This is a genomic window from Kribbella albertanoniae, from assembly GCF_004348455.1.
In the GTDB taxonomy this organism is placed as follows: domain Bacteria; phylum Actinomycetota; class Actinomycetes; order Propionibacteriales; family Kribbellaceae; genus Kribbella; species Kribbella albertanoniae.
In genome coordinates this window covers 1-14,764 of record NZ_SMKA01000245.1, presented here as the reverse complement: position 1 = coordinate 14,764, position 14,764 = coordinate 1, and the positions used below count along the sequence as shown (strand labels likewise).

15 protein-coding genes are annotated in these 14,764 nt (G+C 68.3%); 9 read left to right on the top strand and 6 right to left on the bottom strand.

The window, feature by feature from the left end:
- A partial coding sequence (locus tag E1261_RS35305; RefSeq protein ID WP_132414075.1) for an HNH endonuclease signature motif containing protein occupies nt 1–896 on the top strand: 896 nt, incomplete at its 5' end.
- A gap of 97 nt (nt 897–993) precedes the next feature.
- On the opposite strand, the gene E1261_RS35300 is transcribed toward E1261_RS35305, so the two are convergent.
- Entirely contained in the window at nt 994–1,860 is an 867-nt protein-coding gene (locus E1261_RS35300) for a hypothetical protein (RefSeq protein ID WP_202875302.1), read from the bottom strand.
- Between the two features lie 140 nt (nt 1,861–2,000).
- Here E1261_RS35300 and E1261_RS46115 point away from each other — a divergent pair, with 140 nt between their 5' ends.
- On the top strand, nt 2,001–2,462 hold the full coding sequence (locus tag E1261_RS46115; RefSeq protein ID WP_202875301.1) for a hypothetical protein: 462 nt from the start codon (nt 2,001–2,003) through the stop codon (nt 2,460–2,462).
- Here E1261_RS46115 and E1261_RS35290 read toward each other — a convergent pair.
- A complete protein-coding gene (locus E1261_RS35290) occupies nt 2,459–2,824 on the bottom strand; it encodes an EF-hand domain-containing protein (RefSeq protein ID WP_202875299.1) in 366 nt (121 codons plus the stop codon). The two genes, E1261_RS46115 and E1261_RS35290, sit on opposite strands and share 4 nt — an antisense overlap.
- The gene (locus E1261_RS46110; RefSeq protein ID WP_202875297.1) at nt 2,821–3,006 is read right to left on the bottom strand and encodes an EF-hand domain-containing protein; all 186 of its coding nucleotides are present in this window, start codon (nt 3,004–3,006) and stop codon (nt 2,821–2,823) included. The genes E1261_RS35290 and E1261_RS46110 overlap by 4 nt, the downstream gene beginning before the upstream one ends.
- A 223-nt stretch (nt 3,007–3,229) precedes the next feature.
- On the opposite strand from E1261_RS46110, the gene E1261_RS35285 reads away from it, so the two are divergent.
- From E1261_RS35285 to E1261_RS35260, 6 genes are all read left to right on the top strand, one after another.
- Nucleotides 3,230–5,731 (top strand): ATP-binding protein, encoded by a 2,502-nt coding sequence (locus E1261_RS35285; RefSeq protein WP_132414073.1) that lies wholly within the window; start codon nt 3,230–3,232, stop codon nt 5,729–5,731.
- Nucleotides 5,732–5,833: 102 nt separating this feature from the next.
- Nucleotides 5,834–6,286, top strand: a complete 453-nt coding sequence (locus tag E1261_RS35280) for a hypothetical protein (protein ID WP_132414072.1) — start codon at nt 5,834–5,836, stop codon at nt 6,284–6,286.
- 127 nt (nt 6,287–6,413) lie between these two features.
- Nucleotides 6,414–7,397 (top strand): D-isomer specific 2-hydroxyacid dehydrogenase family protein, encoded by a 984-nt coding sequence (locus E1261_RS35275; protein ID WP_132414071.1) that lies wholly within the window; start codon nt 6,414–6,416, stop codon nt 7,395–7,397.
- A complete protein-coding gene (gene vanA, locus E1261_RS35270; protein WP_132414070.1) occupies nt 7,394–8,413 on the top strand; it encodes a D-alanine--(R)-lactate ligase in 1,020 nt (339 codons plus the stop codon). Before E1261_RS35275 ends, vanA begins: the two co-directional genes overlap by 4 nt.
- Entirely contained in the window at nt 8,410–9,018 is a 609-nt protein-coding gene (gene vanX, locus E1261_RS35265; protein WP_132414069.1) for a D-Ala-D-Ala dipeptidase VanX, read from the top strand. The genes vanA and vanX overlap by 4 nt, the downstream gene beginning before the upstream one ends.
- Nucleotides 9,015–9,458 (top strand): GNAT family N-acetyltransferase, encoded by a 444-nt coding sequence (locus E1261_RS35260; protein ID WP_132414068.1) that lies wholly within the window; start codon nt 9,015–9,017, stop codon nt 9,456–9,458. The genes vanX and E1261_RS35260 overlap by 4 nt, the downstream gene beginning before the upstream one ends.
- On the opposite strand, the gene E1261_RS35255 is transcribed toward E1261_RS35260, so the two are convergent.
- The 3 genes from E1261_RS35255 to E1261_RS35245 are packed head-to-tail and all read right to left on the bottom strand — an operon-like array spanning nt 9,406 to nt 13,387.
- The gene (locus tag E1261_RS35255) at nt 9,406–10,503 is read right to left on the bottom strand and encodes a sensor histidine kinase (protein WP_132414067.1); all 1,098 of its coding nucleotides are present in this window, start codon (nt 10,501–10,503) and stop codon (nt 9,406–9,408) included. The genes E1261_RS35260 and E1261_RS35255 overlap by 53 nt on opposite strands.
- Complete coding sequence (locus E1261_RS35250) at nt 10,496–11,164, bottom strand: response regulator transcription factor (protein WP_132414066.1); 669 nt, start codon at nt 11,162–11,164, stop codon at nt 10,496–10,498. The genes E1261_RS35255 and E1261_RS35250 overlap by 8 nt, the downstream gene beginning before the upstream one ends.
- A 48-nt stretch (nt 11,165–11,212) precedes the next feature.
- Nucleotides 11,213–13,387, bottom strand: a complete 2,175-nt coding sequence (locus E1261_RS35245; RefSeq protein ID WP_132414065.1) for a discoidin domain-containing protein — start codon at nt 13,385–13,387, stop codon at nt 11,213–11,215.
- A gap of 251 nt (nt 13,388–13,638) precedes the next feature.
- Between E1261_RS35245 and E1261_RS35240 the strand changes: the two genes are divergently transcribed.
- On the top strand, nt 13,639–14,764 hold a 1,126-nt coding region (locus tag E1261_RS35240), incomplete at its 3' end, for an epoxide hydrolase family protein (RefSeq protein WP_132414064.1).

Here is a 14,764-nt window from a genome sequence, read left to right as displayed (position 1 = left end):
GCTGCATCGGCGACACCGTCTTCGGCGCCGGCCTGTCCGCATCCACCGCCCGCCTCCTGGCCTGCGACGCCAAAATCATCCCCGTCGTCCTCGGCTCCAACTCCGAACCCCTCGACGTCGGCCGCTGTGAACGCCTCGTCACCAAAGGAATGCGGCGCGCCCTGAACACCCGAGACCGCGGCTGCGTCGTCTGCGGCGCCCCACCAGTCCAATGCGACGCCCACCACCTCAGATCCTGGATCGACGGCGGCACCACCGCCGTCAGCAACCTGGTCCTGCTCTGCCGCATTCACCACGTCGACCTGCACGCCGGCAAATGGGTCATCACCATCACCAACGGCAAAGTCCACGTCGCCCTCCCGACCTGGGCCAACCCACCATCGGTCAAACGCCGAACACCCCCAAGAACTCCAGCCGAACCATCGCTGGCCACTGCACGCGCCCACGCCACCTGCACCTCCAGCACGACCAAACCCGGCACGACCCAACCCAGCACGACCAAGCCCGGCATGACCGAGTCCAGCATGGATGAGTCCGGCATGACCGAGTCCGGCGTGGATGAGTCCGGCATGGATGAGCTGGGCCGGAATGGGCCTGGCAGAAGTGGGCCTGGTCTGAGTGAGCTCCGCATGAACGAGTTGGTTGCGAGAGGGCTGCAGGCGGATGAGCCTGGCGTGGACGGGCTGGTTCGCTGTGGGCCCGATGCGGGCGGGGACGAGGGGTCTGTGCTGACGGCAACGGATATTCGCGCGGCCACCATGCGCGCGGTCTGGGGTGAGGACCTGCCACCCGAACCAGCAAGACACCGCACACGGTTGGGCACGCCGCCCGACTTCGCTCCCTGGGGAGAGGTCGACGCCGATCCCGCAGCATCACCACCCTGCGCGCCCAGGTGACCCCGACACCGGCACCGGCACCGGCAACGGCAACGGCAACGGCAGTGAGCCGCTCCGGCGGCTGAGGGACTGAGGAGGTTGGTGGCCAGGTCGGGGACTACGAGCGGCGTACTGCGGTGATGGCGAAGCGCTCGATGTCGGCGTTGTGACCGCCGGCTGAGGCGACGACCAGGAGAACCGGGTCGGTGGCTCCGCGGTAGGTGACGCGGCCGGACCAGGGGGTGCGTTCGCCGCCCGCGGGTACGCAGCAGAGGGTGCCGAGGGGCGCGCTGGTGGAAGCCTGGCGGACCTCGATCCGGATCGCCTCGTCCACGCCGGTGATGCGGCCGCCCGCGGTGAGCGGGGAACCGGCGGTGGCGCCGTAGCGCGGGGCGGTCAGGGAGAGGTCGGTGTCTCGGGTGCCGACGACTTGCCAAGGGGCGTCTTTGCCCTGGCCGATGCGGGCCAGGTGGACGACGGCCGCGGTGAACTTGCGGCCGGTGTCGATCTGGTAGCCGACTCCTACGTGCGCCTCATCGCCGCGGATGCTGCGGGAGGTGATCAGTTTGATGTCCTTGAAGCCCAGGAACCCCTGGGTGAACGCCAACGCAGTCTCGGCCGCGTCCAGGTGCCAGGGTTGATGACCGCCGCTGCGATACGACCGCTGCCAGTCCGCGGCGCGGGCCTCGGACGTGAACGGCCAGGCCGCTGGATACCGGAAGACCCGCCGCCCGGGCGCCGAGGTGGTAGGCGTTGGGGGCGGAGTGGTCGACGGCGGAGTGGTCGACGTACGGGGCGGGGTGCTTGGAGTGGTGGTCGGTACCGGCGTACTGGTGCCGGTTGTCGGCGTCGGGGTCGGTTGAGTCGCGCTGCCACTGGGCGTCGGATCGGGTGCACCCTGATCTCCCGAGCAGCCGGCCAGCAGGATCATCGTGACAGTCGCAAGCGTCATCCCAGCCTGCCAACCAAGTCGCTGGTCCGTCATGGCCGTCCTCCTCAATCAGCTCCCCTCCCTCCATGGTGATCGCAGCAAGGTTCATTGTCTGTACGCCGCGCGCTCCGACGGAGGCTGACCTGATCAGGACATCGCCGGTACGACGGCGCTCAGGGGCCTAAGTTGCTGGGATGAAGCGTTGGGTGGTCGGACTGGTTGTGGTGCTGGTAGCGGGATGCTCGTCGCCGGCCGACGTGGCGTCGCCTCCGCCGAGCGTGACACCGACACCGTCGGTCAGCTCAACGCCGACACCGACACCGACTCCCAAACCGAAGCCGACGCCGACGCCCGTGGCTCCGTCGACGCCGGAGTTCGTGCCGCTGCCGCTCGAGGGGCGGAACCTGAAGTCGTGCCGGGACGGGCACTGCCGGGTCAACGTGCGGACCGGCGACCGGATCGCCGTACCGGCCGGTGCCGGTGGGTCGCCGATCCGGATCACGGCGATCTCGCGGGCGGAGATCACCATCGAGTTGGGCCCGACCACCACCTTCACGTTCTTCGCGCCGGGCCCGACCGGGCTCGGCGAGGACAAGCTGGTGGTCGCGTTCTCGGACCTGCGGCCGGGCCACGCGATCATGCAGATCGACCTCTAGTACGGGCCGAAGACCCACTGGGACGGGGACTTCGGGTCGTCGCCACGCCAGAAACCGGACCAGAGGTCGCGGAACTCGGCGCGCGACAGGTGGCCGTCGCCGTTGATGTCGAGTTGCGGGAAGACGTCCTCGATACCGTCGTCGGAGCCCTTCCAGGCGTACACGACCTGCTTGTGCTCGGTCAGCGCGATCCGGTCGTCGCCGTTCTCGTCGATGACGTCGAACATCACGTCGGCGGTCGCGTCGACCGCGTCCTCCAGCGCCGAGAGCTGGTCGACGACGTTCATCAGCTCGTCGAGTGACACCTTGTCCGGGTGTTCGGCGCCGGACAGCGTCGAGATCGCCGACCACCAGCCCATCATGCTAGCCCGTCATGATGGCAGCGCATCCGCTCGTGGTCGGCGGTGCCCGGGGCCCAGCCGCGGAGGCCCACCCAACGCTCGGTGAGCGTCTCGAAATCGGACTCGTCGAGATAGCCGTTGCCGTCGGCATCCATTGCCTCGAACACGCCGGCCACCTTGCGCCGCTGAAATTCGCTCGCCATCCGCCCCGCCCCCTTGCTGTTTCAAACGCCCACTTCGGTACGCCGCTCCTACCCGGCCGCCACAGGGAGTAACCGGCCACCCCGACGCAATGCGGGTCACCGAGACCGGCAGGTACCGCAATCCGATCCGGCGGAAAGACATTCCAACGGTCGCGTTGCGCCCGGTGAGGAGTTAACCTCGCTCGGCGAGCAGGGGTGGGGGAACCACGGGGAGGCACGCGGGATGTCAGGAACTGCACAGCCGGCGCCGGACGGGATTACGGAGCTGACCGAGTTCGGGGCGCGGCTCCGGGAGCTGCGGGTCTGGTCCGGGGTGTCCTATCGGGAGCTGCACCGGCGGGTCGTCCGGAGCCGTACGGCGCGGGGCGTGGCCGAGGTACCGGCGTACGACACCGTCTACCGGTGTCTGCAGCCCGGGCGGAGCCGGCTGGACGTCGAGCTGGTGGTTGACGTCGTACGGGCGTTGACCGGTGACGCGGACGAATGCGTCGTACTCGCCTGGCGGCAGGCCTACCAACTGGCGTGCGGGGCTGCGTCCGATGCAGCCGTGGTGAACGTGACCGACAGGCTCCCGGACGACCTCGACGTTTTCGTCGGACGCGCCAAGGCCTTGGCCAAGCTTCGGCCGGTGCTGCACGGGCGGTCTAGGCCGGTGGTGGTCGCGGTTGACGGGATGGCCGGTGTTGGCAAGACCCGGTTGATCGTGCACCTCGCGCATCAGCTGGAGGGCGTCGACCAGGTCCTCGCGGTCAACATGCGCGGCTACGACCCACGTCAGCCGGCCGAACCGGGCGCCGTACTCGACGCCTTCCTCCGCGTGCTCGGCGTCCGCGGTGCCCCGCAGAGCGCCCGTACGGCGAGGCTCGCCCAGGCGCTCGCTGGTAAGCGGTCGGTGATCCTGCTCGACAATGCCGGATCGGCCGAGCAAGTCCTACCGCTACTGCCCGGTGTCCCCGGCAGCGTGGTGCTGGTGACGAGCCGTCGGCACCTCGAACTACCTGGGGCGGAGCGGTTGCAGCTCGGCCCGTTCACTCCGGCCGAGTCCGACGACTTGCTGCGGAGATCGATCGGGTCGGCGCGGGTCAGCGCGGATCCGGCCACGGCCGGGCGCATCGCCGTACAGGTTGGTCAGCTCCCACTTGCGCTGGCTCTGGTGGCAGGGCGGATCGATGCGACCCCAACCTGGAGTCTGTCCGATCATCTGGAGCGGCTGGTCGAGCGGGGCCGGACGTTGTGCCTCGATGACGCTGTCGAGATCGCGCTCGCCCAGTCGGACGGCAGCCTCCCTGACGACCATCGCACCCTGCTGCGCATGCTCGCCCTGCACCCGGGCGCCGACTTCGACACCTCAGCAGCGGCTGCGCTGGCGGGTGTGGACGAGGCCGGGACAGCCGCCCTGCTGAGCGATCTGCTGGCCGGGAGCCTGTTGCAACAACGCTCCCCCGGCCGGTTCGAGATGCACGATCTGGTCCGGGTGTACGCCGCTCGGCGCGGGAGCGACGAGGATCCGGCAAGCGCTCGCCGGGCCGCGTTCACCCGGCTGGCCGACCACTACCGGGCGATGGCCGCACTCGCGATGTCGGTGTATGCGCCGTACGAAGCGGAGTGGCGTCCGCCCAAGACGACGGCCGCCGAGGCACCGGCGGATCGGGACGCGGCCCTGGCCTGGCTCGAGACCGAGCGGGTCAATCTGGTCGCCTGCGCCCTCCGTGCTGCCGAACAGAACCTGGCCGATCACACCGCGGATCTGTCCTGGATCCTCTACCGCTACCTCGACGACGCCGGCCACTACACCGACGGCGAGGCGCTCCACGCGGCCGCTGCACGGGCAACCTCGGGAGCCAAGCGCGGCCGGGCGCTGAGCAGTCTCGGCGTCGTCCACTGGCGGCTCGGCCGGTTCGACGCGGCGCGCGAGGTGTACGGCGAGTCGCTCGCGCTTGCGTCCGCGAGCGGCAATCACCGCGAACACATCCGCGCCCTGATCAACCTCGGCCTGGTGCTCGAACGCGTCGGCGCGTACACCGAGGCGTACGGGAACTACCTGCGGTCGATCGAGATCGCGGCCACGATCGGCTCGCACCTGGGCACCGCCCACGCCCTGCACAACGTCGTCGTACTGGCCGAACGGCTCGGCCGGTACGACGAGGCGTACGAACGGGTCCAGGAATGCCTCTCGATGTTGCTCGAGACCGGTGACCGGGTGACCGAGGGGCGCGCTCTGAACAGCCGGGCCGGCATCAACCTGAGTCTCGGCCGGTACGACCAGGCCCGCGCCGATGCGGAAGCGGCGATCAGCATCGCCCGCGAGACCGCGAACCGGACGGGTGAGGCGTACGCGCTCATCACCCTCGGCCGCGCCCTCTGCGCGCTGGGAGCGCTCGACCCTGCGCGGTCCCGCCTGGAGCTCGCACTGAAGATCGCTGGTGAGGTCGCCAATCGCGATGCCGAGGCGCTCGCCCTCAACGAGTCCGGCACGGTGGCCTGTACGGCGGGATCGGCCGCGACCGCGCTGGAGCGGCACCGGGCCGCGCTGGCGATCTCGACCGAGGTCGGCGACCCCTACGAGCAGGCGCGCAGTCATCAAGGATGCGCCCGGGCCCTCGTCCTGCTCGGCGACCCCGCCACGGCCCAGGCCGAGCTCCGGCAGGCGCTGACCATCTTCGACCGTCTGAAGACTCCGGAAGCCAACGCCGTGGCCACCCAACTGGCCGCATTGTCGGCCTGACCGGGTTTGATCGGAAACCGAGACAACCCACTCCGGTCGCAGTGAGCATGGGCGCGCTGTCCTCATCAGGACATGACCCGCCCAGTGACAAGGAGTTGTGCTATGCGCTTTCCCACCAGAGCACTCGGTATCGCCGCGGTCTCGGCCGCGCTGCTGTCCGTCGGCGTCAGCCCGGCGATGGCCGAGGACGGCCACGTTCGTGCCCGCGTTCAGACGTTCCCCTCCGGCGGAGACTCCGGCGGCACGTCCGAGGCCGACCTCAACTTCACCGCCGCCCGCTCGGTGACGTACAACAACTGGACCATCAACGACACCTGCCCCGGTGACGGCTACCGCGTCATCGCCCGGGCCCGTGCCCTGCTCACCAACGGCTCGTACGCCAACGGCGCGTGGCACGAGGACGACGGCACCTGCGAGAGTGCCCAGTGGGGCCCGTACTCCGGCCGGGAGCTGAACACCAGCTACAACATCGTCAAGGCCGGCATCCAGGTCTGCGTCGACCTCGGCAGCTCGCTGAAGTGCGAGAGCGAGTTCCGCGACAACCCGCACACCTGAGTCGACCAGTAGCACCAACCGGCCGGGCCGGACCTCGACCACCACGGGGTCCGGCCCGGCCGCATTTCGTCAGCATATGAAAAGGTGGATACGGAGCTGCAACGCCAAGCTGGCTTGACTAGCCGGCATGACGTATCACGAACCAGGACTGGGAATCACGGTCTACGGCTGTGAACCGGACGAGGCCGTCCTGTTCCGGGAGCTGGCGGCTCGCTTCGGGGTGACGCCGACGATCACGCTGGCCGCGGTCACCGAGGCCACGATCGACCTGGTGGCCGGCAACCGGTGCATCAGCGTCGGGCACAAGTCCCGGATCAGCAACAACACCCTGCTGGCGCTGAGCGAGGCCGGCGTCACCTACATCTCGACGCGAAGCATCGGCTACAACCACCTCGATGTGGCGTACGCCGACAGCCTCGGCATCGCCGTACAGAATGTCGCGTACTCGCCGGACAGCGTCGCCGACTACACGTTGATGCTGATGCTGATGGCGGTGCGCAACGCGAAGTCGATGATCAGGCGGGTCGACCTGCACGACTACCGGCTGACGGAGACTCGCGGACGCGAGCTGCGCGATCTGCGGGTCGGGGTCATCGGCACCGGCCGGATCGGTGCGGCCGTGATGGACCGGCTGCGCGGGTTCGGCTGCTATGTCGTTGCCTATGACACCTATCCGATGACGTCGGCCGACTACGTCCCGCTCGACGAGGTGCTGCGGATCAGCGACGTGGTCACGCTGCACACGCCGCTCACCGCGGAGACGAACCACCTCCTGGACCGTGCGCGGATCGCGCAACTGAAGGACGGCGCGTTCGTGATCAACACCGGCCGCGGCGCGCTGCTCGACACCGAGGCGCTGGTCGAGGCATTGGAGAGCGGGCGACTCGGTGGCGCGGCACTCGACGTACTCGAAGGCGAGGAAGGCATCTTCTACGCGGATCACCGCGACAAGCCTCTTGAGAGCCATCTGCTGCTGCGGTTGCAGAAGCTGCCGAACGCGATCGTCAGTCCGCATACGGCCTATTACACCGACCACGCACTCAGCGACACGGTCGAGAACTCCATCATCAACTGCCTGAAGTTCGAGTCACGAAAGCGGGAATGGATATGAGGATCGGAATCCTGTTCGGCGGCGCCGGCGAGGAACACCCGGTGTCGGTGAAGTCCGCGCAGGAGGTCGCGAAGCACCTCGACCCGGCGAAGTACGAACCGTTCTGGATCGGGATCACGCAGGCCGGCGCCTGGCGGCTGTGCGACGGCCCGAGCTTCGACGCCGCCCGCCCGGCCGTGCTGTCGCCAGACCGGAGTACGCCGGGACTGCTCGTGCTGGCGGACGGCCGCTACGAGACGATCGGCCTGGACGTCGTACTGCCTGTCCTGCATGGCAAGACCGGCGAGGACGGTTCGATCCAGGGACTGCTGGAGCTCTCCGGACTCCCCTACGTCGGCTGCGACATCCAGAGTTCGGCCGTGTGCATGGACAAATCCCTCGCCTACACCGTCGCCCGCAGCGCCGGGATCGCCACGCCCACCTTCTGGACCGGTACGGCGGATGAGGACGTCGACCCGTTCCAGCTCCCCTACCCGGTCTTCGTGAAGCCGGCTCGTTCGGGATCGTCGTTCGGGGTCAGCAAGGTCTCGCGACCGGCCGAGCTTCCGGAGGCGCTCGAGACAGCACGCCAGTACGACGCCAAGGTCCTGATCGAGGAGGGGGTTGTCGGCAGCGAGATCGGCTGCGCGATCCTCGGGAACGACGGGGATCTCATCACCGGCGAGCTCGACCACATCTCGCTGACGCACGGATTCTTCCGGATCCATCAGGAGGACAGCCCGGAGAGCGGTTCGGAGAACTCGACTCCGGTGGTGCCGGCCCAGATTCCGGAGGACGCCCGCAAGCTGGTCCAGGAGACGGCGATGGCGATCTACCGCGCGCTGGGTTGCCGCGGCCTGGCCCGGGTCGACATGTTCCTGAAGGAGGACGGCACGGTCGTGCTGAACGAGGTCAACACGTTGCCCGGCCTGACGTCGTACAGCCGGTACCCGCGGATGATGGCGGCCGCCGGGCTGTCGCTGGGTGACGTGATCGACCGGGCGGTGGCGCTGGCGCTGGGAGGCAGTTCGCGATGAAGGCCGACTTCGTCTACCTGGACGAGTACGTCTCCGGGATCCGCTGGGACGCCAAGTACGCGACCTGGGACAACTTCACCGGCCGTCCGGTCGACGGCTATCTCGCCAACCGGGTGGTCGGGACGAAGGCGCTGGCCGCGGCGTTGGCCAAGGGCCGCGAGGAAGCAGCCGCTCTCGGCTTCGGGTTGCTGATCTGGGACGGCTACCGCCCGCAGAGTGCGGTGGATCGCTTCCTGCGCTGGGCCAACGAGCCGGAGGACGGCCGGACGAAATCCAGGCACTACCCGAATATCGGGCGGACCGAGATGTTCGTCCAGGGCTATGTGTCGACGCGGTCGGGGCACAGCCGTGGCAGCACGGTCGATCTGACGCTCTACCACCTGGACACCGGCGAGCTGGCCCCGATGGGCGGCGATCATGACCTGATGGACTCGATCTCCCATCACGGCGCCACCGGCATCACGCCGACCGAGGCCCGCAACCGGCAGCACCTCGGCAACATCATGGAGGCCGCCGGCTTCCAGCGCTACGACTACGAGTGGTGGCACTACACCCTGAAGGACGAGCCGTACCCGGACAGCTACTTCGACTTCCCGATCGCATGATCGTCCGGCCCGCGGAACCCGCCGATGCCCCGGCGCTCAACATCCTCTTCGAGCAGCTGGGGTATCCGGACCAGGTCACCGAATCCACCGTCGCCCGGATTCGGGCCTGGCAGGCAGATCCGTCCAGTACGGCGTACGTGGCTGATGCCGGCGGCAACCTTCTCGGGGTGGTCGCCGTACATGTGGGCCCGTACTTCGAACGCACCGGCAACTGGGCCCGAGTGGTGGCGCTGGTGGTCGCCGAGGACGTCCGCGGTCAGGGCGTCGGTGGCCGGTTGATGGCGGTCGCGGAGGAGTTCGCGGCTGCCGCCGGTTGTGCGCGGATCGAGCTGAGCAGCTCGGACCGCCGTACCGAGGCGCATGCCTTCTACGAGGGGCGCGGCTACGTCAACCAGACCGGACGTTCGTCGTGGTTCCGCCGCGAGGTAGCTCGACGGTGACGCGGAGGCCGCCGTCGGGGCGGGCCATCAGCCTGAGTGTCCCGTGGTGGGCCTCGATGATCCGCTTGACGATGGCCAGGCCGAGGCCGACGCCGCCGTGATCGCTGCGGATCCGCTCGGCGCCGCGCTGGAACGGTTCGGTGAGGGTCGAGAGCAGCTCCGGGGTGACCTCCGGGCCGGTGTTCTCGACGGTCAGTACGGCGGACTCCGGCCAGACCGCGGTCTCGACCTGCACGATGCCGCCTTCGGCCGTGTTGTGAACGATCGCGTTGTGCACGAGGTTCGTGGTCAGCTGCAGCAGCAGCGCGCGGGAGCCGACCGTGAAGGCCATCTCGCCGGAGGTCTCCAGCAGGACATCGCGTTCCTCGGCGTGGGCCAGCAGCGCCTCGGCCGCTTCCTCCGCGACCAGGGACAGGTCGACGTCCTCGCGCGTGAAGGTTCCTTGGTCGGTGCGGCTGAGCAGCAGCAGCGCTTCGGTCAGGTCGATCGCACGGGCATTCACAGCGTGCAACCGGTCGACGAGCTCATCGGGCGGCCGGTCCGGATCCTTGCGCGCCACATCGAGCAGGGTCTGCGTGATCGCCAGCGGGGTCCGCAGTTCGTGCGAGGCGTTCGCGGCGAACCGGCGCTGCTCGGCGACATGCTGCTCGAGCTGCGCGAGCATCGCGTCGAAGCTGTCGGCCAGCTCGCGGAACTCGTCGTTGCGGCCGGGCATGTTGATCCGGTGCGACAGCGACCCGGTCGCGGCCTGCCGGGTGGCGCTCGTGATCAGTGCGACCGGAGCGAGCATCCGGCCGGCCAGGAACCAGCCGCCGACCAGCCCCAAGATCAGCAGGAACACCCCGGTGACTCCGGCCGCGGGCACAAAGCGCCGGAGCATACCTTCGTAGTACCCATACTCGACGGTGATCACCAGACCGTCCGGCTTCGTGAGCTTCAACGAGAGCGCGACCGCCGCCATCAGCAGGATGCCGGTCACCATCACCAGGCCGGTATAGCTCAGGGTGAGTTTCAGCCGGATGCTCAGCCCAGGCTGCCTAGTCATCCTCGGTGCCGATCCGGTACCCGACACCAGGCACCGTGGCGATCAGCCAGGGCTCACCGAGCCGCTTGCGCAGCGTCGACACCGTGATCCGGACGGCGTTGGTGAACGGATCCGCGTTCTGATCCCAGGCCCGGGCCAGCAGTTCCTCGGCGCTGATCACTCCGCCCTCGGCCGCGACCAGCACCTCCAGTACGGCGAACTGCTTCCGCGTCAGGGCGACGTACCGGCCGTCCCGGTAGACCTCGCGACGGAACGGATCGAGCCGCAACCCCGCAATCTCCCAGACCGGCGGCCGGTTGTGGACCCGACGACGGTCGAGCGCGCGCAGCCGCAGTACAAGCTCCTGCAAGTGGAAAGGCTTGGTCAGGTAGTCGTCGGCGCCAAGTTCGAACCCGGACGCCTTGTCGTTGAGCCGGTCGGCCGCGGTGAGCATCAGGATCGGCATGCCGCTGCCCGAGGCAACGATGCTCGCGGCCACCTCGTCGCCCGACGGCCCGGGAATGTCGCGGTCCAGGACGGCGATGTCATACGTGTGCAGGCTCAGCAGCTCCAGCGCGGTGTGACCGTCACCCGCGATATCGGCCGCGATCGCCTCCAGCCGCAGCCCGTCACGAATCGCCTCGGCCATCTCCGGCTCGTCCTCCACGATCAGCACCCGCATGCCTCGATGCTACGAGGCATGGGGTATCGCTGACGTATCGTCCAGGACTCAGGAGGCGTACACCTCGTATTCGGACAGCTGACCGGCCGGCCAGCCGGTGTTCGCGGTGAAGGTCAGCCGCACCCAGCGGGTGTTCACGGCGGTCGGCAGGGTGATCGTCGCCGCGTTACCCGCGTCGGGATCGAAGGTGCGACCGGCGGCACCTGCTAGTTGTGTGTACGACGTGTTGTTCGTGCTGCCGAGCACCTCGATCGTCTGGGACCGGGTACCCCAGGTCGGCGGCAGCTTGAGGACGAGGCGCTTGACGTTCTGATTGCTGCCGAGGTCGACGGTCAGCGACTGCGGCCACGCGTTGTTGGCGCTCTCCCAGTAGCTGCCGGAGTTCCCGTCGACCGTGTTGCTCGCGACGTAGTTCTGGTTCACGCTGCTCGCGGTGACCGGACGCCCGGCCGCGAGATTGCCGCCCGGAGTCGGGGTTCCGTTACCCGGCTCGACCCAGTTGCAGCCGCTCCACGTCGAGTCCCAGCCGCTGTTGCCGGAGCCGCGGTTGAGGCTGAACGACCCGCTCGGGTAGGCACAGTTGTAGACCCCGGCGCGGCCGATGCCGCTGGCAACCACATTGCTGACTGTCGCCGTACCGGTCGTCTCTGCCTGGAAGGCGAACGTGCCCGCGCCCTCGATCGAGCCGCCGTCCACGGTCACGTTCTGAACCGCACGCCCGGCACCGCCACCGTCGACGAACTGGTACGCCGACCACGGGCTGGCCACCAGGCGGTTGTTGAGCAGCCGCACCTGCGCGTTGATCGGGTTGTCGTACGCATCCACCCGGATCGCGCCGTGCGGATGGTTCTGGCCCCAGTTGGGGTTCATCGAGCCGGTGCGGATCAGCGTGTTGCCGGAGACGGTGATCGTCCCGGCCAGCGGGAAGAACGGTGAGGCGAAGTTCTGGTTCGAGATCGCGATCCCGCCACCGAGCGCGTTGGTGTCGGCGATCAGGTTGTCCCGGACCGTCATGTCGGTACCGCCGTAGATCGCGATGCCGTTGGCCAGGTTCGGCTGGATGACGGTGTTGTTGGCGAAGGTACTGCTCCGGTTCGCCGCGTGCAACGACCACGCCGCGAGTGAGTCGTCACCCTGGTTGCGGAGGAAGTTGTTCCGCACCTGCACGTTGTACGCGGTCCCGTTCAGGTTCAGGCCGTCGGCGGTCATGTCGTAGAACCGGTTGTTCTCGACGATCAGATTGTCGTTGTTGCCGGTCAGCCAGAGCCCGACCTTCAGGTGCTGCAGCCAGAGCCCGGAGACGATCGAGTTCGGGCCGAGACTGCCGTTGACGAAGTTGTCCGGCGAGTTGTCGTTCCGCTCGGTCACCTCGCCGATCACGGCGAAGTCGTACAGCTTGACGTTGCCGCCACCGTTCGGGCGGTCGATCAGGTGATGACTGAGCAACGTCGAATGCCAGCGGCCGGCGCCGCGGATCGTGACGCCGTCGGGGTTGATCGTGCCGCCGACCCGGAACCGGCCGGCCGGGATCCACACGGTTCCACCAGCACCGCGGGCAGCGTTGATGGCATTCTGGATCGCACCGGTCGAGTCGTTGTTCCCATTCGGGTCGGCACCGTGCGACGTGATCGAGATCGAGCCACCAGGCTGGCCGGCGGGGCCGGCGACATTCTCGAACTCGACATCGTCGATCGTGTACGGACCCGCGGTGTTCTCACCGTCGACCTGCAGCTTGATCTTCGCGCCTGCGTTGACGGTCTGCCCGAGCTGGAGCCGGGCGTGGTCGTAGAGCTTGTGCGTCCGGGACCCGGCGATCCACCCGGTGTCCACGTAGCTGTACTTCGAAGTCACGGCGAGGGAAAGCTTCTGCCCATTCACGTAGACGGCCAGGGTCCCGGAGCGGCCGTCCGGGATCGAGTAGGCCACGTTGATCGCGTTGGTCGTGCCAGGCGCGGTGAATTCGACGTACTGGCCGCTGTTCAGGGTGACGGCCTGCCGGTTGGAAGCCTCGGCGGCAAGCGTCCCCTGGGCATAACTCGGGCCGATCTTGCTGCCGTTGGTGGCCGAGTTCTCGGCCTCGATGATGGTGAAGGGCAGCGCCGCACCGACCGCCTGGATCGCGGCCGGTACGGCGTGCGCCGCGGGCAGGGAGAGCGCCGTACTGACGATTGCGGCGGCTGCGATTGCGGCTATTTTCGGGCGTGCCTGGATCCGTTGTGCCATGGCCGTGGCCTTCCTTGGGGGCGGGTGCCGCACACCTTAAGGAAGGACCTAAGTCAACGCAATAGTTCGACGCCTTCCCGCAAATTCCCAACAGACGACCTTCCCGCCGGCGGGGTGGTGGCCACATCGGTAGCCACCACTGAACCGTGCGACCCCGGTGGGGACCAGGGGGTTTGACGGGGGCGACGGATGCGCGGTCCGGCGAGGGTGAGAGGTGACCAGTAGGAAGTCTTGTGGATTGGGGTAGACGGATGCGCTTCACGGATGGAGTCGGGCCTTCGCGGCGGGCGGTGTTGCAGGGCGGGCTTGCGGCCGGAGTCGGGGTGACCGCACTGGGCAGCGGAGTGGCCAACGCTGCGCCTGCCAAGCTGGGTGGCGGCGCGGGGATCCGTCCCTTTCGGGTTTCGGTGCCGAAGCAGCAGCTGACAGACCTGCGGCGGCGGGTCGCCGGGGTGCGTTGGCCCACCGCCGAACTGGTGAGTGATCGCTCCCAGGGCGTGCAGCTGGCAACGACGAAGGCACTGGCCAAGTACTGGCTGGGCAAGTACGACTGGCGGCGGTTCGAGGCCAAGATCAACAAGCTGTCGCAGTTCACGACGGAGATCGACGGCGTCGACATCCACTTCATCCACGTACGCTCACCGCACCGGGACGCGCTGCCGCTGATCATGACCCACGGCTGGCCGGGCTCGTTCGTCGAGCTGCTGGAAACCATCGGGCCGCTGACCAACCCGACCGCGTACGGCGGTCGCGCCTCCGACGCGTTCCACCTCGTGCTGCCGTCGATTCCGGGGTACGGATTCTCCAGCCAGCCGACCGAGATCGGCTGGGACGCCGGCCGCACCGCGAAGGCATGGCACCAGCTGATGCAGCGACTCGACTACACCGAGTACGTCGCTCAGGGTGGTGACGTCGGCTCCGCCGTCACCGACAACCTCGGTCGCCAGGCACCGGACGGCCTGCTCGGAATCCACATCAACCTGCTCGCCGCAGCCCTGGGCGGAGTCGGCTGGCCGACCAACACCGACGAGGAACGCGCCGCGGCCGCAGCCGTCGTCGAGTTCAACACCACCGGCAGCGGCTACCGGATCGAGCAGGCCACCCGCCCGCAGACGATCGGCTACGCCCTACTCGACTCCCCCGTCGCCCTGGCCGCCTGGATGCTCGACCACGACACCGACAGCTACTACAAGATGTCCAAGGCCTTCGTCCACGGCATGCCCACCGGCAACCTCACCCGCGACCACCTCCTCGACAACATCACCCTCTACTGGCTGACCGGAACCGGCGCCTCCGCCGCCCGCATCTACTGGGAAAGCTCCCAACCCCGCGGCGGCCAGACCCCACCCCCGGTCGGCGTCCCCGTCGGCTTCAGCG

Bases quoted from the DNA above. Each gene is read 5' to 3' on its own strand.
- vanX (WP_132414069.1), top strand. From the start codon at position 8,410: ATGAAGGCCGACTTCGTCTACCTGGACGAGTACGTCTCCGGGATCCGC.
- E1261_RS35280 (WP_132414072.1), top strand. From the start codon at position 5,834: ATGCGCTTTCCCACCAGAGCACTCGGTATCGCCGCGGTCTCGGCCGCG.
- vanA (WP_132414070.1), top strand. From the start codon at position 7,394: ATGAGGATCGGAATCCTGTTCGGCGGCGCCGGCGAGGAACACCCGGTG.
- E1261_RS35275 (WP_132414071.1), top strand. From the start codon at position 6,414: ATGACGTATCACGAACCAGGACTGGGAATCACGGTCTACGGCTGTGAA.
- E1261_RS35245 (WP_132414065.1), bottom strand. From the start codon at position 13,387: ATGGCACAACGGATCCAGGCACGCCCGAAAATAGCCGCAATCGCAGCC.
- E1261_RS46110 (WP_202875297.1), bottom strand. From the start codon at position 3,006: ATGGCGAGCGAATTTCAGCGGCGCAAGGTGGCCGGCGTGTTCGAGGCA.
- E1261_RS35300 (WP_202875302.1), bottom strand. From the start codon at position 1,860: ATGACGGACCAGCGACTTGGTTGGCAGGCTGGGATGACGCTTGCGACT.
- E1261_RS35290 (WP_202875299.1), bottom strand. From the start codon at position 2,824: ATGATGGGCTGGTGGTCGGCGATCTCGACGCTGTCCGGCGCCGAACAC.
- E1261_RS35250 (WP_132414066.1), bottom strand. From the start codon at position 11,164: ATGCGGGTGCTGATCGTGGAGGACGAGCCGGAGATGGCCGAGGCGATT.
- E1261_RS35260 (WP_132414068.1), top strand. From the start codon at position 9,015: ATGATCGTCCGGCCCGCGGAACCCGCCGATGCCCCGGCGCTCAACATC.
- E1261_RS35285 (WP_132414073.1), top strand. From the start codon at position 3,230: ATGTCAGGAACTGCACAGCCGGCGCCGGACGGGATTACGGAGCTGACC.
- E1261_RS35255 (WP_132414067.1), bottom strand. From the start codon at position 10,503: ATGACTAGGCAGCCTGGGCTGAGCATCCGGCTGAAACTCACCCTGAGC.
- E1261_RS46115 (WP_202875301.1), top strand. From the start codon at position 2,001: ATGAAGCGTTGGGTGGTCGGACTGGTTGTGGTGCTGGTAGCGGGATGC.